The organism is Paenibacillus sp. FSL H8-0048, assembly GCF_038002825.1.
Lineage (GTDB): Bacteria > Bacillota > Bacilli > Paenibacillales > Paenibacillaceae > Paenibacillus_AQ.
Genome location: NZ_JBBODF010000001.1, coordinates 4,631,736 through 4,653,668, shown reverse-complemented (window position 1 = coordinate 4,653,668; position 21,933 = coordinate 4,631,736). Strand labels below are relative to the sequence as shown.

Annotated in this window: 19 protein-coding genes; 1 reads left to right on the top strand and 18 read right to left on the bottom strand. The window is 52.4% G+C overall.

The genetic code is table 11. From position 1 onward, the window contains the following. Positions 1 to 41 precede the first annotated feature (41 nt). The 18 genes from NSU18_RS19855 to rpsF all read right to left on the bottom strand — a co-directional run bounded on the left by NSU18_RS19855 (position 42) and on the right by rpsF (position 21,175). Positions 42 to 1,334 carry a YycH family regulatory protein gene (locus NSU18_RS19855; protein WP_341149841.1) on the bottom strand — a complete coding sequence of 431 codons (1,293 nt, stop codon included), beginning with the start codon at positions 1,332 to 1,334 and terminating at the stop codon, positions 42 to 44. Beyond that, on the bottom strand, positions 1,331 to 3,163 hold the full coding sequence (gene walK / locus NSU18_RS19850) for a cell wall metabolism sensor histidine kinase WalK (protein WP_341015541.1): 1,833 nt from the start codon (positions 3,161 to 3,163) through the stop codon (positions 1,331 to 1,333). Before walK ends, NSU18_RS19855 begins: the two co-directional genes overlap by 4 nt. Next, positions 3,163 to 3,894, bottom strand: coding sequence for a response regulator YycF (yycF, locus tag NSU18_RS19845; RefSeq protein WP_341015539.1), 732 nt, complete (start codon positions 3,892 to 3,894; stop codon positions 3,163 to 3,165). Before yycF ends, walK begins: the two co-directional genes overlap by 1 nt. 168 nt (positions 3,895 to 4,062) lie before the next feature. Then, positions 4,063 to 5,613 carry a M23 family metallopeptidase gene (locus tag NSU18_RS19840; RefSeq protein ID WP_341149840.1) on the bottom strand — a complete coding sequence of 517 codons (1,551 nt, stop codon included), beginning with the start codon at positions 5,611 to 5,613 and terminating at the stop codon, positions 4,063 to 4,065. Positions 5,614 to 5,867: 254 nt separating this feature from the next. Continuing rightward, on the bottom strand, positions 5,868 to 6,545 hold the full coding sequence (locus NSU18_RS19835) for a hypothetical protein (protein WP_341149839.1): 678 nt from the start codon (positions 6,543 to 6,545) through the stop codon (positions 5,868 to 5,870). Between the two features lie 215 nt (positions 6,546 to 6,760). Continuing rightward, the gene (locus NSU18_RS19830; RefSeq protein ID WP_341149838.1) at positions 6,761 to 8,047 is read right to left on the bottom strand and encodes an adenylosuccinate synthase; all 1,287 of its coding nucleotides are present in this window, start codon (positions 8,045 to 8,047) and stop codon (positions 6,761 to 6,763) included. A 216-nt stretch (positions 8,048 to 8,263) separates the two neighbouring features. Beyond that, positions 8,264 to 9,625, bottom strand: coding sequence for a replicative DNA helicase (gene dnaB, locus NSU18_RS19825; RefSeq protein WP_036699821.1), 1,362 nt, complete (start codon positions 9,623 to 9,625; stop codon positions 8,264 to 8,266). A gap of 1 nt (position 9,626) precedes the next feature. Continuing rightward, entirely contained in the window at positions 9,627 to 10,073 is a 447-nt protein-coding gene (gene rplI, locus NSU18_RS19820) for a 50S ribosomal protein L9 (protein WP_341149837.1), read from the bottom strand. Then, positions 10,070 to 12,073, bottom strand: coding sequence for a DHH family phosphoesterase (locus NSU18_RS19815; RefSeq protein ID WP_341149836.1), 2,004 nt, complete (start codon positions 12,071 to 12,073; stop codon positions 10,070 to 10,072). The genes rplI and NSU18_RS19815 overlap by 4 nt, the downstream gene beginning before the upstream one ends. Positions 12,074 to 12,084: 11 nt before the next feature. Then, entirely contained in the window at positions 12,085 to 13,002 is a 918-nt protein-coding gene (locus NSU18_RS19810) for a DUF2232 domain-containing protein (RefSeq protein WP_341015530.1), read from the bottom strand. A gap of 6 nt (positions 13,003 to 13,008) precedes the next feature. Further along, complete coding sequence (locus NSU18_RS19805) at positions 13,009 to 13,311, bottom strand: MazG-like family protein (protein WP_206105356.1); 303 nt, start codon at positions 13,309 to 13,311, stop codon at positions 13,009 to 13,011. Positions 13,312 to 13,469: 158 nt separating this feature from the next. Further along, on the bottom strand, positions 13,470 to 13,895 hold the full coding sequence (locus tag NSU18_RS19800) for a CBS domain-containing protein (RefSeq protein WP_036728036.1): 426 nt from the start codon (positions 13,893 to 13,895) through the stop codon (positions 13,470 to 13,472). Positions 13,896 to 14,089: 194 nt separating this feature from the next. Then, positions 14,090 to 15,142 carry an LCP family protein gene (locus NSU18_RS19795; RefSeq protein ID WP_341015529.1) on the bottom strand — a complete coding sequence of 351 codons (1,053 nt, stop codon included), beginning with the start codon at positions 15,140 to 15,142 and terminating at the stop codon, positions 14,090 to 14,092. A 395-nt stretch (positions 15,143 to 15,537) separates the two neighbouring features. Beyond that, a complete protein-coding gene (opp4A, locus tag NSU18_RS19790) occupies positions 15,538 to 17,259 on the bottom strand; it encodes an oligopeptide ABC transporter substrate-binding protein (RefSeq protein WP_341015527.1) in 1,722 nt (573 codons plus the stop codon). A 230-nt stretch (positions 17,260 to 17,489) separates the two neighbouring features. Next, complete coding sequence (locus NSU18_RS19785; RefSeq protein ID WP_341149835.1) at positions 17,490 to 19,451, bottom strand: endonuclease MutS2; 1,962 nt, start codon at positions 19,449 to 19,451, stop codon at positions 17,490 to 17,492. Between the two features lie 580 nt (positions 19,452 to 20,031). After that, positions 20,032 to 20,304, bottom strand: coding sequence for a 30S ribosomal protein S18 (gene rpsR, locus NSU18_RS19780; RefSeq protein WP_036699837.1), 273 nt, complete (start codon positions 20,302 to 20,304; stop codon positions 20,032 to 20,034). Between the two features lie 21 nt (positions 20,305 to 20,325). Next, on the bottom strand, positions 20,326 to 20,841 hold the full coding sequence (ssb, locus tag NSU18_RS19775; RefSeq protein WP_036699840.1) for a single-stranded DNA-binding protein: 516 nt from the start codon (positions 20,839 to 20,841) through the stop codon (positions 20,326 to 20,328). Positions 20,842 to 20,890: 49 nt separating this feature from the next. Then, on the bottom strand, positions 20,891 to 21,175 hold the full coding sequence (rpsF, locus tag NSU18_RS19770; protein WP_036699842.1) for a 30S ribosomal protein S6: 285 nt from the start codon (positions 21,173 to 21,175) through the stop codon (positions 20,891 to 20,893). 246 nt (positions 21,176 to 21,421) lie between these two features. Here rpsF and NSU18_RS19765 point away from each other — a divergent pair, with 246 nt between their 5' ends. Beyond that, positions 21,422 to 21,619, top strand: coding sequence for a YjzC family protein (locus tag NSU18_RS19765; protein WP_036699845.1), 198 nt, complete (start codon positions 21,422 to 21,424; stop codon positions 21,617 to 21,619). Positions 21,620 to 21,933: the final 314 nt, after the last annotated feature.

Genomic DNA, 21,933 nt, shown 5'->3' with positions numbered 1-21,933 from the left:
TCCTCGAATCGGTAATCTGTCCGCGCGGCTTAATCTCCGCCCTAATTCAATGTAAGCTCACTGCCATCGCTGAGCGTAACCCGCCAGACCGGATGAAGCTGCAGCTTCTCCCCGGCCAGCGCAGGCATATAGGCAGGTGTAAGCTCAATAATCCGCAAGGAGCTGCCGATCTGCGCCAGCCGCTGCTTCAGCAATTCGCCGCCGGGCAGCTCGACAATAGTCTTCTCGGACTTCTCCTCATTCGTATACATCAGGGAGCGCTCATAGGAAGAGACCGTTCCCTGCTGGAGCTCCAGATGGATTACGCCATACTGAAGCTGCGGATTACTCATTATCGGATAGGAGCCGGACGGATAAGCGCCATAATATTGCTGAAAAGAAACCTTGCGGTCCTGCCGGCCCTCCTCCGTAGCAGCCAGCCTGTAGGTTCCGTTCCAGCCGCCATGCCGGTTCACGAAATCCACCGCCTCCAGCGCATCCTTTGCCGGCGTACTGTCACCATCCGGCAGTGCAGCCGGGTCGCTATAGCTCATCCAATTCTGCTCCTGGTCTACCTGCAAACTGCGCTTGCTGTCCGTATAGATTTTGGAGCCATCCTTCTCCGGAATATATCTGGTGCTGCCCGCATCGAAGAACAGATTGCTTTGCATTTGCTCAATGGTATACATACCCGCAGGCATTACGACCTTAACCAGCGGCACATCCGCCTCAGGGACATAATACTCACCATTCACGGCTGTATATAGAGTCAGATTCTTGCCGAAGTCCACATGCTGCTGCACATCCTGAACCGTAAGATCGGCCTTAGCCGCCTCGTACACAATATCCCCGCGTGTGCTGAAGAAGATGGCATGGGCTTTGGAGTCATTTTTGATATTATAGATCCAGATCCGGTCAATGCTCTCCCCCTCGAACAGTGAATCCGGCGAGATCTGCATGACCCGCTGCAGCAGCGTTACCGGAATGCCTGCCCCGAACGACAGCTCAATGCCCGGATTCTCGCTGCGGATCTTGTCCCAGTCGAAATCCTGTACGGACCGCCGCTGGAAGCTCTCGAAGCTGCGGCCCTTCAGGCGGTTCATAATCAGATTATAGAAGGTGGAGCTCGGGTAGAACAGCGTATGCTTGTCTCCGCCCATATGAATAATCATTTTATCGGGATAGAGCAGGTTCTCCACCTTCTCCTCCGGCCCCATATTATCCGTCTTCACATATAAGGTCTTCGACAACACCGCCGAGTCGCTGCCCGGCAGCCTGTAGATCAGATAATAGCTCTCCACGAGGCTTCCGAATATAAGCAGAACCAGCATCCATGATTTGATTCTCTCCTTCACGCCTCACTCCCCCTTTGCTTCATCAAAGGCAGCGTGAACGTGACCAATGAGCCCTCATTCAGCTCCGATTGCAGGGAAATGGAGCCGCCGTGGGCTTTGACAATTTCCCGGGCAATGGACAGCCCCAGACCTGTTCCGCCCATGTTCCGCGAACGCGCCTTATCGACCCGGTAGAAGCGTTCAAAGATGCGTTCAATATCCTTCTTCGGAATCCCTATACCGGAGTCGCGGACAGACACGGCCAGCATTCCGTCCTCGTTCTTATGTGCCTCCAGCCGGATCGTCCCGCCCTCAGGCGTATACTTGAGGGCATTGGAGACCAGATTGCCCAACACTTGATCAATCTGATCGCGGTCCAGCCAGGCTGTAGCGACATCCCTCTGCACCCTGGTGCTGATGTGAATCCGCTTCTGGCGGATCTGGAAGGAGAAGCGGTCGGCCACATCCTCCAGCATCTCAGAGATATCCGTCTGCTGAATGCGCAGGCTGGATTCCTTGGAATCCAGCCGCGACAGATGCAACAGATCCGTAACCAGCCGGATCATGCGCTCCGTCTCATTGCGGATAACTCCGACGAACCGCACGGCAAGCTGCGGATCTTCCAGCGCACCGTCATCCAGCGCCTCCGCATAGCTCTTGATCGTCGTTAGCGGGGTCCGCAGCTCATGCGACACATTCGCCACGAACTCCCGGCGGGACTCCTCCAAATTTTCCTGCTCCGTAACATCCTGCAGCACCGCAATCGTACCGGCGATCCGTCCGCCTTCACGGCGGTGAATCGGGGTGAAGGTCACCCGCACAATATTGGGGTCCTCTCCGCCCATGGGAGACAGATGGAGCATAGCCGACTGAGGCACGCCCTGGGTTACCGAGACAGACTGCTCAGGCTCCAGACCCAGCAGACCGCCGAGCGAGGCCCCCGCAGGAAGCGGTCCTTCCGCGCCCAGCATCAGGGCGGCGCGTGTATTCATCAGAATGACCGCGCCGCTCTCGTCCGTGGCTACGACACCGTCACTCATATTGGCGAGAATGGACGACAACTTCTCCTTCTCCTCTTCGTTCTGCAGCAGCGCCTCACGCAGCCTGTCCGTCATATAGTTGAAGGCCTGGCTCAGCTGCCCAATCTCATCATTGCCGAACACAGGAACCTTACGGTTGAAGCGTCCTTCCGCCACAGCCGTAGCATGCTTGGTCATCTCCTTAATCGGATGCGTGATTGTATGGGCCAGAATGACCCCCAGAACGGCCGTTAATGCCAGCGCCAGCAGCAGCCCCGAGAGGAATACACTGTTAATCCGGCTCATGGTGGCATATAAGTCTTTCATATCAGCAGCGATATAGATGGCGCCTACTACCTTATCACCGGAAATTACCGGCTTCGCCACTACCTTCTTGCGCACATTATCATCAGCGATGATATATTCCTCATTATCGCTGATGCCCTGCAAGGCGCGGCTGACCACGGTCTGCGTGTTCCGCTGGCCGACATAGTCATTCTGCGAAGGGATCGAGGTGGTAATAATCTTGCCGCTCGCATCCAGCACCTGAATTTCTGCACCATTGATATACAGATTGTTCACCATGCCGCGCAGGCTCTCCACCGCCGATTCCTCATCGGCCGTGCCCGTCTCGCTGCCGAATTTGTCAGCGGTGAGGATCGAGAGCATCTCGGCCCGGGCCTTCAGGTCCTTGGTGAAGTTATCCGTCAGCGAGTTCTTCATCGAGCTGACAAAGTACACGCCGATCAGCTGCATTGCAATCAGAATCAGCAGCACATAGATTACGATAAGCCTGGCCTGGATCGTCCGGAAAAAGGACAGTGCCTTCATTACAACCCTCCGTTTTTGGGGCTATGCATCAAATAACCGAGTCCGCGCCGGGTATGAATATACTCCGGCTTGCTGGGATTCTCCTCAATTTTTTCTCTGAGCCGGCGTATTGTCACATCCACCGTCCGCACATCGCCGAAATATTCGAAGCCCCACACAGCCTGCAGCAGATGCTCCCGGGTCATTACCTTGCCCGCATGGCGGATCATATAATAGAGCAGCTCATATTCACGATGCGTCAGATCCAGCGGCTCACTATCCTTGTAGACCATATACATATCCGTATCAATGAATAATCCGAAATGATAGACTCCCTGCTTGCTCTCCGCTGCCTCACTCGGCGCTTCCGACGGAGATGGCTTATGCTGGCGCCGCATTTGGGCTTTAACTCTGGCCAGCAGCTCGCGTGTACTGAACGGCTTGGTCACATAATCATCTGCACCAAGCTCAAGACCCAGCACTTTATCGATCTCCCCATCCTTCGCGGTAAGCATAATGATAGGAATATCCAGATGGGCAGAGCGTACCTCACGGCAGACATCCATTCCGTCCTTACCGGGCAGCATGAGATCCAGCAGCATCAGATCGGGGCGTTTGGACAGAGCCAGCTCCACTGCACTGTTGCCGTCGAAGGCGCAGATAACCTCGTAGCCCTCTTTTTCCAGATTGAATTTCAATATATCAGCAATAGGTTGTTCATCATCCACTACCAGAATCGTTCCCATTTGCATATGCTCAGCTTCACCTTTCTAACGGTACTCGAAACCCTGATTCCTTTATTTTAACATACCTGGCTTGGCGTCACATCTATATAAGGTACCGTTACAACGGAAAATAAAAACCGCCCGAAATCATCCGGACGGCAGGGAATTATAGAATGGAAGCCTATCTGTCATTCATTACTTTAGGTATTTCATCGGATTGATGGCCGTCCCGTTCTTGCGGATCTCAAAATGCAGGTGCGTCCCCGTCGAGCGCCCGGTGCTGCCCATAATGCCGATGGAACTGCCCTGTCCCAGCTTCTGTCCGGTTGAGACTGAGATACTGCTTAAATGCCCGTAGTACGTAACGTATCCGTTGTTATGGTCAACGATCACCACGTTGCCATAACCGTTCTGCACACCGGCGAAGCTGACCGTCCCTGCATCCGCAGCCTTGATCGTGCGGTTACCCGATACCAGATCGACTCCCTTGTGTGTGCGTCCCCAGCGCTCGCCGTAGCTGCTGGAGATCATTGCTCCGCTGACCGGCCAGGCGAACATTCCTGTCCCTTCACCTACAACCTTGGTACCGGAGTAGACCACTTCAGGCAGAGAGGCCTTCACTACGCTCTGGCCCAGCCACTCCTCCTGAACCACCTGTCCGTTCTCTTTGGTCACCCTGTATTTCATCGTTTTGAGCCCGGTTTGTCCGGGACGGACGACCTTGCGCTTGCCTGCGGGCAGCTGGTCGCTCTTGCGGATAATCACCTCAGGCTCCGTGACCACCTCTTCGGTTACCTGTTCTACGGTCACTACCGTAAGATCAGGCTGCGGCACCGTTAGCTGCAATTCATCCCCAATCTGCAGACTAAGCTCCTTCACCTCAGGATTATTGCGGAAAATCTCCGCCTGGGTAATGTTGAACCGGGAAGCAATAGCAGAGACTGTGTCGCCTTCCTGAACTGCATAGCGCAGCGGCGCCTCCCTGCCTTCGGTAAGTACCTTCACTGCTTCTTCTACACTAAGCACCTTATTGGGATCTGCCTTCACCGGAACGAGGTTGACTTCCTCCCGGATCTTGACTGACTCCACCTGATCACTCACGGCTGAACCAGCCGCTCCCGCCTTGGCCGCCGTCTTCTTCAGCTGTGCACCCGAAGCGGCCGCATTCTGCGGAGCGTAATGCGTCTTTACGGCCTGAAGCACTGCCGCCGCCGTCTCCTGATCCTTCACAATTCCCAGCGGTTCCCCGTCCACAGCCAATTGTACGCCTACGGCATAAGCCTTGAGCATACCATCCAGCTTGTCCAGTGTAGCCTCGCTGTTAACCTCCGGCTTGTAAGCCCGCTCGGCCTCGGTAGTAATACCGCCAGTCTGCAGTACCATCACAGAGTCAGGATACTTGAGCTGATATTCCCGTCTCTTCTCCTCGAACAGCTTGTTTAACTCCGCCTGCTGGTTCAGCGCACCAATCTCCTCGCCGTTCACCAGCACCTTGTAGTAGGTTACTGTATTCGCTGTTACCTGCTTCTTCTGCGCCCCCACCAGGAAGGTGGTCAGCAGAACCAGACCGGCAGAAGCCAGTATCCATGAACGCCGGCGGCGGGATTTCATTTCCGGCTTAAAGACACGGGATTCACCCGAAGTCATTGCATCTGTACCTTGTTCACCTGCTGCACCAGATCCTGCGGATGCTTCTGCACGGCTCCGCAGGTTCCCCATCCGGCGCATAAACTTAAATCCTTTCATGAAACTCTCCCTTTCGGCTGTAAAAACAAGAATGTATATGCTTAGCGCACCCGTTTTGCATGAATACGAATATGACTGTGTGACGCCATCGAAAAAGGTTACAAAATATTAACCCTTATTAGTCCTTTTTTACTGTACCATAGCCTGAAGAAAAATTTCAACTTTGCTCTCATGGCAAAACCCGCGAAATTCGCGGGTTTTTTCCCAAAATATGCGTTTTAAACGGCGGTCACGTGTCCAAAAAGTGACAATTATTAATTCTCATTCTTCTCTCCACTATCTGGTGTAAGCATTTTCATCAGCTCCTTATATTCATCCTCATTGACGTACTTCGCAATGATACCCTGCAGTTCCGTAACTTCGCTCTCTGTCAACCCGCCTTCGAGGGCAGCGGAGATCTTGATCATCTCCTCCTGGGGAAGCTTGTTCATCAGAATATTGAAGATATTGGATTTGGCATTAGCGGGCAGATTCTCCTTCAGGTCATTCATAGCCTCCGGCGTCATCACCAGATTCTGGTCCAGCCCCTGCTCACCTTGTTCTTCTCCCGCCGCTGCTTGTCCCATCACAGGCAGCGCATTATCCGGCACCGTCTCGTCCACCGATTTTTCTTGAAGATTCCCGGCTTTTCCGCCACTGCTATCCTTCTTCTCCCCGTCCGTCTTGCCAGAATCAGCCTCCTTGGCAGAGTTCTTAGTCTCGCTTGAGGCCGCTTTGGAATTCTCCTTGGCGGCAGCCCCGCTGCCGCCCATACCCGTCAGACTCTTCACGAAGCCGCCGATTCCCGGCTCTGGCCCGTCCAGCTTGATATCGAAGCTGGCCAGCACCGACTGGATATACGTGTTCACCACATAGGCCGTTGTCAGCATGGACAGGCCGCTCGCCAGCACCACAATCAGGCAGACGCTCAGCGCACGCTTCACTATTTTCACCAATCTCACTCCCTTACACCCTGCTCTATTCAACCTCTGAAGAATCAGTTCGCTATTGATCCCATTCTCACAGTATTGACTAGAACAACGTCCGGGAAACGTCCCCGAAGCACAGAAAGGCTGATTCACCTGCTGAAAAATCATCTGGACATACAAAAACAGGAGCCTCACCGAGGCCCCTGCTCCTATACGTATCTATTTAGTTCTGCTTCAGTCTAGATATAGATTGGCAGCACTTGATTGGTCTGTTCACGGTTGCGGCCTACAGAGAAGATCGAGATCGGAATTCCTGTCAGCTCCGATACACGTTCCACATATTTGCGTGTGTTGGCCGGCAGATCCTCCAGCGTCTTCGCCCCGGTGATGTCCTCACTCCAGCCTGGAAGCTCCTCGTAGACCGCTTCACATTCTGCCAGCATTTTCAGGCTTGCCGGGTAATGTGTGATAATATCTCCACGGTACTTGTAGCCGGTGCAGATCTTCACAGTCTCAAGTCCGCTCAGAACGTCCAGCGAGTTCAGCGACAGGCCGGTGATTCCGCTGACGCGGCGGGCATGACGCACCACCACACTGTCGAACCAGCCTACGCGGCGGGCGCGTCCGGTTACTGTTCCGTACTCATGCCCGGTCTCGCGGATATAATCACCAGTCACATCGTTCAGCTCTGTAGGGAACGGACCGTCGCCGACACGGGTAGTATAAGACTTCGCCACACCGATAACCTGCTTGATCTTGGACGGGCCCACGCCCGAGCCGATGCAGACGCCGCCAGCCGAAGGATTCGATGAAGTAACGAACGGATAAGTTCCCTGGTCGATATCGAGCATCACGCCCTGCGCACCTTCGAACAGCACCCGGGAATCCGCATCAATCGCATCATTCAGGACCACCGAGGTGTCGGTTACATAGCCGCGCAGCACTTCTGCATACTCCAGATATTTGGCCAGAATCTCTTCCACGTTCAGCGGCTCTGCACCGTATACCTGAGTGATCACCTGATTCTTCTCTTCCATCAATGGACGAAGTCTCAGCTCGAATTCCTCAGCATCCATCAGATCGGCAATCCGGATGCCGTTACGGGCAGCCTTATCCATGTAGCACGGGCCAATCCCCTTGCGTGTGGTACCGATTTTGTTCGGTCCTTTGCGGTCTTCCTCAAGTGCATCCAGCACCATATGATAAGGCATAATGACATGCGCACGATCACTGATTACCAGGTTCTTCGTATCGAAGCCATTGTCATGAATATAATTAATTTCTTGGATCAGCGCTTCCGGGTTGATCACCATTCCGTTGCCGATAACACAAGTCTTCTCTTTATAAAATACACCAGATGGAATCAAGCTCAGCTTGAACTTCTTTCCGTCAATCAGAATCGTGTGACCGGCATTGTTACCCCCTTGATACCGGGCGACCACATCTGCACTTTCCGCCAGAAAATCCGTGATCTTGCCTTTGCCTTCGTCTCCCCATTGTGTTCCCACGACGACTACCGTTGACATGTACATTCCTCCGTAGGTGCTAGCAAGCACCATTATTTTTCCGCTTATCATAGGGGCTCTGTACGCGCTTCATCTTGTACGCAGCCCTCCGGACACCAGGCGGGCAGGCCGCCAAAGCACAATAATCAGTGTAACAGCGGCACTTTTTAAAGTCAAATAAAAACGAACGATCACAGACTGGAATGTGCGATCGTTCGTGTATTGTGCGAAATTTGTCTAACCTGCAAATGGTTCTGCATGAGCACGCTCGTAGTTGACGAACTTGTTGAAGTTCTTGAGGAACACAAGCTCCACCGTCCCTACGGGACCGTTACGCTGCTTGGCGATAATAATTTCGATAATATTCTTCTTCTCGGTATCCTGATTGTAATAATCATCACGGTACAGGAACGCTACGATATCCGCATCCTGCTCGATAGAGCCTGATTCACGAAGGTCACTCATCATCGGCCGTTTGTCCTGGCGCTGTTCCACACCGCGGCTGAGCTGGGACAGGGCAATGACCGGAACGTCAAGCTCACGGGCGATCTGCTTCAGAGTACGGGAGATTTCCGATACCTCCTGCTGGCGGTTCTCCCCGGCCTTGCCCCGGCCCTGGATCAGCTGCAGGTAGTCGATGACAATCATTCCGAGTCCCTTTTCCTTCTTCAGCCGGCGGCATTTCGCCCGGATATCGGTAACCGTGATGCCCGGGGTATCGTCGATGTAGATTTCGGACTCGGACAGCGACTGGATGCCCATCGTCAGCTTGGACCAGTCATCATCGCTCTTGAAATCACCGGTACGCATAATATTGGCGTCCAGATTGGCCTCTGCGCAGATCATACGCTGAACCAGCTGGGGCGCCGACATTTCGAGACTGAAGATGGCTACCGTCTCCTTCGCCCGCACTGCCACATTCTGCGCGATATTCAGGGCGAACGCCGTCTTCCCGACGGAAGGACGGGCCGCCACAATAATTAAGTCATTACGCTGGAAGCCGTTCGTCATATGGTCCAGGTCCACGAACCCGGTGGGAATCCCCGAGGTTCCGCCTTTATTCTGATGCAGCAGCTCCACCCGGTCGAATACCTGCATGAGCACATCGCGGATGGCAATGAACCCGCTGCCGCTGCGGCGGTTCGAGATCTCCAGGATTCGCCGCTCAGCGTCACTCAGCATAATGCCTACATCTTCGCCGCCGGTATAGCCTTCGCTGACAATCTGCGTGGCTGTGCGGATCAGCCGCCGCAGCATTGCCTTCTCTTCAATAATCTGCGCGTAATAATCGACGTTGGCCGCAGTCGGCACCGCATGTGCCAGCTTCGCCAGATAGCTGACCCCGCCGATATCCTCAAGCTCCCCCTTATCCTGGAGCCGGGATGTCAATGTAATCAGGTCAATCGGCTGGCTCTCTTCTCCGAGCTGCACCATCGCCTCAAATATCATCTGATGCGGTTTGTCGTAGAAGTCTTCGGTATTCACCCGCTCCATCGCGGTAATTAGCGCTTCATCCGATAGTAGAACGGCACCCAGTACGGCCTGTTCTGCCTCCAGATTCTGCGGGGGAACCCGATCGAAAAAGAGATCTCCACCCATCCTACTCCTCCGTTACCTGAACCGTGAGGTTAGCCTTTACTTCAGTGTGCAGCTTGACTGTTACCTGGAACGTGCCTACATGGCGGATCGTATCGCTCAGCTCAATTTTGCGCTTATCGATGACGATCCCTTGAGTAGCTGCCAGGGCCTCGCCGATCTGCTTGCTGGTGATAGCGCCGAAGAGTCGGCCGCCTTCACCTGCTTTGGCCTTCAGGGTAAGGGTCAGCTCATCCAGCTTCTTGCCCAGCTGTATCGCTTCCTCCTTCTCCTGGTCCTTGCGGCGCTGTTCGGCTGCTGCCTGGTTCTCCAGTGTCTTCACATTGCCGTCTGTAGCCGGACGAACCAGCCCGCGCGGCAGCAGGAAATTGGCTGCATAGCCCTCCGATACCTCTTTAACCTGTCCCTTCTTGCCTTGACCCTTAACATCCTTCAAGAATATGACCTTCATTCAAATAACCCCTCTTTCGCTTCAATTTCGGCCAGCACTGCGAGCAGTCTGGCTTCCGCTTCTTTTGTTGTTCCTTCAAGCTGTACAGCCGCGTTGGACAGATGTCCGCCGCCGCCCAGCTTCTCCATGACTACCTGAACATTCATCCGTCCCAGAGAACGGGCGCTGATGCCAATCAGGCCGTCAGGACGCTCACTGATGACGAAGGAGGCAACCACGTTCGTCATCCCCAGCAGCGTATCCGCCGTCTGGGCGATCAGCAGCTGCGGGATCTTCATCCCGGGCTGTGTGACCACCAGCGCGATCTGTTCATACACCATTCGCGCATGCTTGATGATCTCCGCCTTCGAGATGTACTCCTGCAGATCCTCCTTCAGCATACGCTGAATAAGAATCGTATCCGCACCGACCCGGCGCAGGAACCCGGCTGCCTCGAAGGTCCGCGACCCTGTATGCAGTGCGAAATGCTTCGTATCGACCGTGATCCCGGCCAGCAGCATCGTGGCCTCCAGCGGGCTGAGCTTAATCTTGTCATGAATGTACTGCAGCAGCTCCGTCACCAGCTCACAGGTCGATGACGCATACGGCTCCAGATACACGAGCACAGCGTCATTAATGAACTCCTCACCCCGGCGGTGATGGTCCACCACCACAATCCGGCTGGCGTATTGCACCAGCCGCGGCTCCATAGTCATGGAAGCCTTGTGGGTATCCACAACAATGAGCAGCGTATGCTCCGTCATCATCTGGAGAGCCTGCTCTGGCGTGATGAAGGTCTTATAGAGCGCCTCATCCTTGCGGATCTCCTCCATCATCCGGGTGATTGAAGGATTCGGCGTCTCCATCACAATGCTGGCTTCCACATTGTACATCTGTGCTGCCTTAAGCAGGCCAATCGCCGCACCCACAGCATCAATATCCGGTATCCGGTGCCCCATAATCAGCACCCGGTCGCTCTCCTGCATCAGATCCCGCAAGGCATGGGCGATCACCCGCGCCCGGACGCGTGTGCGTTTCTCGGCGGCATTGGTCTTGCCGCCATAGAAGGAGAGCCGCTGGCCTGCCTTCACAGCGGCCTGGTCCCCGCCTCTGCCAAGCGCCATGTCCAGACTCGATTGGGCAAGCGCTCCCAGCTCACTGGCCGATTCCGAGCCGTAGGCAAGGCCTATGCTCAGCGTCATCGGCACCTTGAGGTCCGCTGTCATCTCACGCACCTCATCCAGCACCACGAACCTGCTTTCCTCCAGGGCCTGAAGGCTGCGGTGATTCAGCAGCATCAGGTACCGCTCGGAAGACAACCGGCGCAGATATACCTCGAATTGCTTGCTCCACTCGGTAATCTCACTGGCTACCTTGGCGATCAGCGAAGTACGCTGCTGATCATCCATCCCCTGGGCGGCTTCATCCAGATTATCCATCATGACAATTCCAATCGCCAGCTTCTCTTCCTCATACCGCTCACGCAGCACAACAAGCTCGGTGATATCGAATAAATACAGCAGCCGTTCGCTTGGAATCACCACGACCTCATAATAACGGTCATCGACCGTAAGCTCATGGCGTTGCTCCTTCAGTACCCCGTCCTTAACCGGTTCCCGCTTGGAGGGCAGGTTCTGCAGAGAAGCCATAACCTCCGGCATCAGCTCCTGCATATCTTCACCAACAAGCGACTTGCGGGAGAAGATCTGGCCGGCATTCCGGTTATGCCATTCCACCGCCCGGCTCTCACTGTACAGGATAATTCCTAGCGGAAGCATGCTTACCGCCTCCCCCTCCACCCGCTTGATGCGGAAGGACAGGCCGTTGATATAATCTACAAGGTTGCGGCGGAACGACAGCTCGGCCTGCAGCATGGTGAAACACAATGTGCCGGCCAGGAAGAGACTGGCAACACCGAGGACCCAGTTATAGATACTGACTACTATAATCAGGACCAGCAGCAGTAAGAACGCCCACACGGTATGATAGCCGTGCCAGCGTCTTTGCAGAAATTTTGGCATGAGCCCTCACCCTATCGTTTCGATTTCTTCACAAGCTCCCGCAGCGGAAATGCCAGGTCCACCACACCAATAATCCAGAATCCCGGCAGAGCAATAACAGGGATTGCCAGCAGAAGAGCGATGATCTTGCTCCACTTCCGTTCATGCACCAGGAAGAAGAGGAAGCCGACGGTCTGAATCTTGAACGCAATCTGCAGCAGAGGCAGCAGATTGGCCGAGACCATTAGCATGAAGCCGCTGTCGGCACCGCCGAACAGCAGGCTGATGACCACGCCAAGCAGATAATACCAGATGAATGATCTGGCCAGTCTCCATTCCCGCGCCGGCTTCAGCTTAGGCACCGCATATTCCATACTGTTCAGAATAGGGCGGACAATGGAATGGGTAATGACCGCAATCACGAACGCACTGAGGATCAGCGTCATCGGAATGGCCTGGATCGTCAGCCAGCTCATCTGGCCAATCTGATCAGATGAGATGGATATCTCGGACAGCAGCGGATTGCTTGCCCCCATACTTGCCAGCCAGTCCGCATAGGTCTTCAGAACATCATACACATAGTCGTATAAATTGAACTTAAGGAACGTCGTACTGATCAGCAGGATCAGCAGGAATTCAGCTAGTATAGCGACCATACCGGCAATCAGAGTAGAAATCGCTGAAGCACGCTTCTTGTACCATCGTCCCATCACAAGGGCCGGGATCAGGAAATAAGCTGCAATCAGGATGTACATCGGGGTAATCAGGCCCACAATCAGCAGCACCGGTAACAGATGCAGAATGAACTGCTTGGTGTTAAGGGTCGTAAAGAGCACTATGGCCGGAATAATCATAAAGAATGTTGTAATAAGTAGTAGCGGGGTTGACAGGGATAACAGCAGCAATAGATAAGCTACACTCCAAGCCACAGATGTCCAGCGAAATTTCAACAGTATTCACCTCTTACGCATATGTTCTTCTAATGCAGATATATCCTGGTACCATTCTTCGAGCTGATGGCCCTCCTGCCTGTGCTTTCGCAGCTTCTCCAGCAGTAGATCATCCAGCTCGCGATAAGGAATACCGAGTCTGCGCCCCAAGATGTACGAGCTCATAATCAGGCTGGCCAGACTGTCGCCGACACGCGCGGTACTGCCTTCCCACAGCGCCTTGAATAACCTTGAGACTTGATCAATTACTTCTGTCTTTAACCACTCAATTACCTTGGCACGTTTGGCCACATCCAGATCCTTCGGCACATTGGGCACTGTCTCTCTACCTCCGGCAAAAAGCATTATTCTCCATTATAGCATAAAAATATCCGAGCCACACGGACGCCTGCCGCCCCTGAATATAGCTATCCATCTTTCAAAAAAGGCCCGCATTCCGCTTCGCCGGAAATACAGGCCTTGGTTCCTTATAACGATTCGAGCGATTGCCGTGAGACAAATTTCTCGCAATATTCAATGATCTGGCTCCGGCGTACAATGCCGATAAACCGCTTCATGTCGTCGACCACCGGTACAAAATTCTGCACCTTGGCCAAATTAATCAGATCCTCCATATCCGCATCAATCGAGACCGCCAGATTGTTCATCCGCAGCGGGACATCCTTAAGCAGAAATTTGGAAGCATTCTCAAAAGTGACCGCGCCGCCCGACTCCTTCATATACCAGAGTAAATCCCCTTCTGTAACCGTGCCGGCATATTCCCCGTTGCGGTTCAGGATCGGCACTGCTGTATAGCGGTGAAACTCCATCCGTTCGAGGGTCTGCCGCAGCGTCGAATCCATAGTAACACATGCGACTTCCTGCTTCGGAAGTAAAAAAAACGCAATATTCATCTCTTGATCCTCCTCAAAGAATTCCGAAGGAATGCTACTTTACCTTCCTTGCACTAAAGCCCACCGTAGTTATACGTCTGCCCTCAGCAATTAGTTCCATTCCATTATAGCATGAAGACAGTAAACAGCAGCCATTAACCTTGCGGGAATGGCTGCTGTTTTTTATAACGGGTCAAGAATATCCGATCTGATCCTTACTGTATTGCGGGTGTGGCCGAAGGCTCAAGCGCATTGCCGGCCTTGCCTGGTTCAATCAGCTGGTCAACCGGTGTACTGGGATTCATCCAGTTGTCGATCAGGGCCTTGGCTTTGGTGAGATCCTCTTCGTTCACTATGTCGTAATAGATCCCGTCCATCCGTTTACCTTCCCCCATCACCGTGAAGCTGGAGATATCCATATCCTTGCCGCCCATGAACTTCTTAGCCAGACTGATGATCATGGAAGGCTCAATATCGGTTTTGAAATTGTCGCCCATGATATCCAGCAGTTCAGGGATATTGCCGATCTGGCTGATCGATAACATTTTATTCGCGACCACGTCTAGAAAGACCTGTTGGCGTTTGGTCCGGTTGAAGTCGCTATCCTCACGGTAACGGGTATAGTTAAGCGCCTCTTCACCGTTGTAATTCGACTTATTGGCCTTAATTGTGAATTTCTCATGGTCTTTGCCCTTGTTAACAATATCCTTCTTGATCGGGAGCGGCACACCGCCAATGGCATCGACAGCATCCTTCAGCCCCTGAAAGTTGATGGTAGCATAATATTGAATATCATGGCCGAGGAGCGCTTCCAGCGTGTCCTTGGACATTTGCTGCCCGCCAAACGCATAAGCATGTGTAATTTTATCCTTCTTGTTGTCCTTGTATCCGATAATTTCCGTGTAGGTATCCCGGGGAACGGAGATCAGCAGAATCTTATAATCCTCCGGCCGGATCACCGCATACATCATGGTATCTGAGCGTGCGGTTTCATTCTTCCGCTGATCGGTACCCAGCAGCATCAGAGAGAACGGGTCGCTTTTGAGTGCTACAGGTTCAGCCTTAACGGAAGTCGGTGTCTTGGTGGTGTTATTCTCCAGAGGCACATAGGATTCCTTCGCCAGCTTGTTTTCTACCTGATCTGACAAAAAGAGGTCAAAGGCAAGCACAGCAAGCGGCTTCTGGAACAGAAACCCTCCGGCTACAATCACCAGTACCAAAATGAGCGCAATGTATCTTTTCTTTATTTTTTTAAGCTTATTCATCATTTTTGATTCCTTCTTTATGGTGGAATGTACATATTATGAACGTAATCTATTTACAATGGCCGCCTGGGCTTCCAGGGCAGTCATGAGTGGGCTGTTCTAGCTGCTGTGCGCCGCCCTGCTTCAAATGGTATTATTCCCCCTTTCCGGGATTCGGGTCGTTCTAATTGTAGAATAAACCTGGAAAACGGCTTTGACACATAAACAATATTTCTATTGTAATCACTTCACCACTAAAAAGAAACAACAAATAACGACAACATTGACATATATGCCGCTTATATTCCATAAAGTATATGACGCAGCAAACGGCGTTTTGATTCTTTTTCAGGGAAAAAAATAAAAAAAGACAGTCTGTTCAGCCACATAACGCAGCAGATCAGACCGTCCTCCTCAGCCTATTGAGTATCCTTAATCCACCAGCTCTGCGGATCGATAATATTGCTTAATGCGTTCATTGTTACTCCTTGCAGGCGCTTATTCACCGCAGTAATGTCCGAGCGTTCAGCGAAAAAGATCATCGGAACCTCATCATTGATCAGCTTCTGCCAATCATAATAGATTTCCTTCCGATAGTCCTTATCGTACGCCTTCAGGCTGACTCCCTCCCGGATCAGGTCTTCACTGCGCTTCGACGTCCACCGGGGATAATTCCACGAATCGGTAGCGCGCCATAAGCCCGAAGGATCAGGGTCGCTGGCCAGTCCCCACACGCCGTTGAACAGCTCCATTGCCGGATCATCCGACTCCACCGCTTCATAAAAGGCGTTCAGCTCCTTCAGGCTTCCTCCGCTGAGCCGTACATCCAGCCCGACATCACGCCAATTCTGGAGAATGGCGGCCGTCCGCGCTTCAGCCGTTTTGCTGCCGCTCATCGCATCATAGTGAATAATGAGCTTCTTACCGCCGGGATCTTCGCGGAGTCCATCCCCGTCCATATCCAGATAACCGGCCTCATCCAGCAGCTGCCCGGCCTTTTCCGGCGAATAAGGATAGGTGTCAATCTCCTCGTCTGCGATCTTGGCCCAGCTGGAACTTGGTATAGGCGTCTCAATAAGCGTCCCCAGGCCATAGGAATATTTATCCAGAATCCCTTGCCGGTCAAGTGCATAATACATTGCCTTACGCAGGCTTTTATCCTGGAATTTGGGATTATCCATCACCACCTGACCGTCTGTCTCATCCCAGTGTCCGAACTTGAACCCGATATATTCAAACGTCATTCCCGGTGTGACCCTAATCTCTACATTATCCAATTGTCCTGCAGCCTCATAGGCATCACGCGGCAATGCCGCCATATCGACATTTCCTGCTTTAAGCAGAGAGGTAATATCTTTGCTGTCGATCACCTTATAAGTAATCCCATCCAAAAGCGCGCCGCCCTTGTAATAATTATCGAACCGTTTCATTTCCACCGTCTGGCCCGGCACAATGCTGGTTACCATGAACGGACCCGTGCCAATGGGCTGCTTACGCACCTGATCGCTATCCGCCATGTCCTTAACTGCGACTCCCTCGAAATACCGCTTGTTCATCGGGTAGGCCCACAGATTATCAATCACGTTCACCCGTGCTGAATTCATTGTAATGCGCAGTGTATACGGGTCCATCACCTTGAGCCCTGTAATTTCCTTCGCCTGGCCTTGGTGGTACGCTTCTGCTCCCTTGATCATCTCAACGCTATAGTATCTGGAACCCGTATACTCCGGGCTGGCGATAGTCTCCAGGGCAAATTTCCAATCCTCTACCGTCAGTTCATCCCCGTTATGCCAGCGGACTCCGGGCTTAATGGTGAATGTAAACACCGTATGATCCTCCGACTCCTGCCAGCTGGCAATATTAGGAGCGGTGGACAAATCATCCTTCACGGTAAACATAGCCTCAGTGGTGAACTCCAGCACATTGGAATCATCTTCTCCTTCAAAGAATGCCGGTTCAAAAATACCTTGAAAAGCTGACGGGTAGCCGAAGGTTACGGTCCCGCCTGTAATGGGTTCATCGGCTGTTTGGCTAAGGCGCGCCACAACATTCTTGACGGCCGGGCTTGGCCCATTGCATGCCGACAATGCCACCAAGAGCGCAAGCGGTAGCATCAGTCTGCCGATGAGTCGGTTTGACATATATTTCTTCCCTCCCGGGTTGGATCACACAGTAATGTAAGCGATTTCTACACTGGATTTTACTGTAATGCCTATTATGCAGATTATGGACAATTATTTATTCCACATTATAGAGGATATACAATATTCGCTGTGAAGTGAAGTCTTTAATTTATTTCGGTGCAGCCAAGAACCCTTCCGATATTGAAAAAAGCCTGCCCTGACGGGCAGACTTCAGCTACAGTAACGCCTTAATTTTCCTCTCCCGGATGGATGATGCTCAGGCCCTCCACATGCTTTTTACGCATCAGCTTACGCTTCTTCCGGGTCTCCTTACTCTCAAAAATAATATCAAAATCATAATCCTCGGGATACAGCTCCTCTTTGGACAGATAAGGCTTCAGCCGCTTATGGTTAATGCTCAGCTTCTGCTTCTGAATCATCACTCCGACCCTGCCCCGGCTGTCCTTCTTCTCATAGACAATTCCCGTTCGCCCCAGAGAGCTGACATAAACAGCATCCCCCACAGCAAATTCAGGTGCCGGAGCATTCGCCTGCTGTGATGGACTGTCTCCCTGCTCTCCGTCAGCCGTTCTATCCGCTATGGCGGTTATCTCAGCTTCGGCTGCTTTAGCCCTCTGTGCCGCTCTGATAGCGTCTTTCCACAGGCTGTCGCCGCCTCTGTGCCCCTGCTGCTCTGTCACAAGCTCTTTAGCCCGCTCAATGACGGAATGGAGAATCCCCAGCTTCTCGGCGATCTGCAGCGCGTAGCTCTCGCCAGCCTCGCCAATCGTTAGCTTATAGAGCGGCTGCAGCGTGTTCTTATCGAATTCCATCCGTGCGTTCTCAAAGCCTGCCGTTGCCGCCGCGAAGGCCTTCAGCTCATTGAAGTGGGTCGTTACCACAATATTAGCCCCCTTCCGGTTCAGCTCCTCCAGAATCGCGATCGACAGTGCGAACCCTTCACCGGGGTCTGTGCCGGCAGCCAGCTCATCAATCAGCAGCAGCACGCCTCTGCTGGCATCATAGAGCATTCCCTCAATGCTCTTCATCTGTGCCGAGAAGGTGCTCAGGGACTGTGTCAGGCTCTGTCCGTCTCCGATAACGCTTATTACATTGGTGAAGACAGCGAAGTCACTGCCGGGATCAGCCGGTACCAGCAGGCCGGACTGTGCCATTAATACGAGCAGACCCAGGGTTTTGAGCACAACCGTCTTACCGCCAGTATTCGGCCCGGTTACAATCAGCGATTTATATCCCTGGCCCAGCTCCAGACTGACCGGCACCATGTCTTTCAGCAGCGGGTGACGGCCTCCATTCATTCTCACATAACCCCGTTCGTTCAGCGCGACTGGCCCCGCATCCATTACCCTGGCAACCTTCCCTTTAGCGAAAATAAAGTCATACATGCCCGTTACCTCAATATTCAGCCGGATAGCGGCCTGCTCCTGCTCTAACAGCCCTGTCAGCATACTCAGGATTATTCCTTCCTCACGGGCCTCGTCAGCAGTCAGCAGCTCGATTTCCCCCTGTAATGAGGCCACCTCATCCGGCTCCACGAATACCGTCTGCCCGCTGGTGGACTGGTCCAGCACCGAGCCCTTGATTTGCTTGTGATACTCCCGTTTCACCGGAATGACATACCTTCCGCCGCGCATACTGACCAGACTATCCTGCAAAATGGATTTGTGACGGTTCATGATGCTCTCCAGCTTCCGTTGCAGGCGCTCCTTGGCAACCGCCAGCCGTTTGCGGACCCGTTCCAGCCCTTTGCTGGCCTGGTCATCAATGACCCCCAGCCGGATACACCGTTCTATCTCGTCCCGGACCCCATTCAGCTCCTGAAGCGATGCACCGTATGCGGCGATGCGCGGCGCGATCTGCTCCTTGGCGGCCATGTATTTCCTGAGCTGCCCGCAGCTGTTCAGAAACAGCGAGACTGCGGTGAAATCCTGCTCATTGTACATATAGCCGGTCCCCAGCAGTGACAGCACCCATTCAATGCCCTCCAGCGAGGGAATCGGCACACTGGCTCCGCGCTCCAGCAGCTCTTTCGCTTCTTGCGCCTCCTCAAGCGCACGGTGTATCGCCGGCAGATAGATCATCGGCTGAAGCTCTCTGATGTACCTTCTACCCTCATACGAAACCGCATGACGCATCAATTCCTGCTTAATGGTCTCATACTCCAATGTGTGCAGACTTTGCAGATTCAACTTGAGTTCCTCCTTGTATACAAGTATATTTCTTATCCCAATCAACTGCGCATACCACAAAAAAGAGGGCAAAGAACCGCCACCACGGCAGTCTTCGCCCTCTTTTTGCTGCTATTTGCTCTCTTTGGCCCCAGAGTCCCACCCCCTTCGGGAGGAGCCCTGAAAACAGAAAAAACCGTGCTGCAAGAGCACGGTTAATCACAAAGAGAACAATAGCCGGATCAAGAGGCCATCATGACGCTTCGCGTGTGTTCTTAACTAAATCATTCATTCCAGCAGCCCGCGGTCTACTCAGTCAGAGATGCCGCCAAGACAGACTCTAACAAGACATGCCCCTGACAAAATCAGAGCATGCGGCGGTTAACAGCCGGAACGATATGAAATTGCTTAGTTAAGAACGCTCACCAACATCAAAATTTCCCCTTTAGGTATAGGATACCTGTAATTTACTACATCTGGAATCTGTTTGTCAATTATGCGTGAGGCAGTTCATCACCCGGATAACCCGTTTTACCGTCATATAAATTTAAATTAAAAGAAAAAAAAGCAGCCGGCTTAGCCGGCTGCTTCATAAAACGTCCTATTCTGTTGTGTAAGGCAGCAGCGCGATTTGACGCGAGCGCTTTACAGCAATAGTCAGAGCGCGTTGGTATTTTGCACTTGTACCAGTTACACGACGCGGCAAGATCTTTCCGCGTTCGCTGATGAACTTCTTAAGAAGCTCAGTGTCTTTATAATCAATGTGAGTAATCTTGTTCACAGTGAAATAGCACACTTTTTTACGCTTGTTGCGTCCACCACGACGTGCCGGTCTTTTGTCGTTGTCCGCACCTTCTCTTGGTTTGAAAGCCATGTTCAGTTCAGTCCTTCCTTATTAAAATGGCAAATCATCGTCCGATATATCGATCGGTTTTCCATCGCCCGAAAAAGGATCTTGGGTATTGTTGTTACGCGAGAAATTATTGTTACTTCCATTTCCGCGAGCACTGTTCCCACCGTTACCGCCGCCACCGAAGGCTGGCTCTTCAGGCATACTTCCACCACTTGATGCATTTCCGCCTTCACGGCTCTGCGCGGATTCCAGGAAACGGACATTATCGGCAATAACTTCAGTAACGTATACACGTTTGCCTTCGTTATTCTCATAATTCCGTACTTGGATGCGTCCTTCCACGGCTGCCAGTCTTCCTTTGCGCAAGTAATTGGCACAGGTCTCAGCCAGCTGTCTCCAGGTTACTACCGGGATAAAGTCCGCTTCGCGTTCACCGTTCTGGCCCGTAAAGTTACGGTCTACGGCAAGCGTAAACTGTGTTACGGCAACACCAGCAGGAGTATAACGAAGTTCCGGGTCACGGGTCAACCGACCGATCAGAATGATACGGTTCAACAATTAGGTCCCCTCCTTAATAGCGCGATTCGTTACAAAGCTTGTCAATATCTTAGGCAACGTCGTTCGTAATGAGATAACGAATTACTTCGTCAGAAATCTTCATGATACGCTCAAGTTCAGTAACTACTGCAGGTTCTGCACTGAAGTTAACCAAAACAAAAACGCCATCACGATGTTTCTTGATCTCATACGCAAGACGGCGTTTACCTTGCACGTCGTGCTTTGTAATTTCTCCGCCGTTGGAGATGATGCCTTGGAATTTTTCGACTGCTGCTTGAACAGCTTCTTGTTCAATGTCAGGACGAATAATGTACATGACTTCATATTTGCGCATAATTTTCACCTCCTTATGGTCTGCGGCCCCTGATCAGGTCAGGAGCAAGGAACGAGCACAAACATAGACTCGCACCAAATCAATATACCAAATCCAGCAGAGGATTGCAAGTTTTATTAATACGTACCAGATGCTGGTCTCCAAGAAAAAACTGTAGCCGGTTCCGTAAGAACGCCCGAGTAATCCCCCGTCTTCAGGGCCACAATATAACAGCTTCATCATTCTATAACAGGAGGTTATCCACCAATGGGCGAACAGACTGAGTATGAAAAGGGCGACAAAGCCCCCAACCCGGGCGTATACACCGAGGTAGGCGAAGCGCGGAGCTTCCACACCGAGATTCAGAATCCGAAACGGATTACCATGGAGAAAGGCGACACCTTCCCTGAGACCACCAACCAGAACCGCAAGTGGAAAAAGGTCGAGAAAGCACGCGTCCATTAATTTCAGCAGCCAGGTATAAAACCCTCAAGGCTGCACATACTAGACCCAGGCAGTACAAAAGAGAGGTGTGGTTCCGTTGAACGTCGCAGACGAACACGATCACAGGGATTCTGAATTCAGCAGCTATCGTACCCGGGGAGAGTAGAGCTGGCTCTGTAAAAAGGAGTAACAGCTTTGGCAATACCCATTCACAGTAGTAGCTATAGACAGAGATTTCCGAACGTCATTGATGTACTGCCTCTGAAAGAGAGACCTGCGAAGGTCTCTCTTTTTGCATTGAAGATCAACAAATGTAGTCAGTTTTTCGATTACAA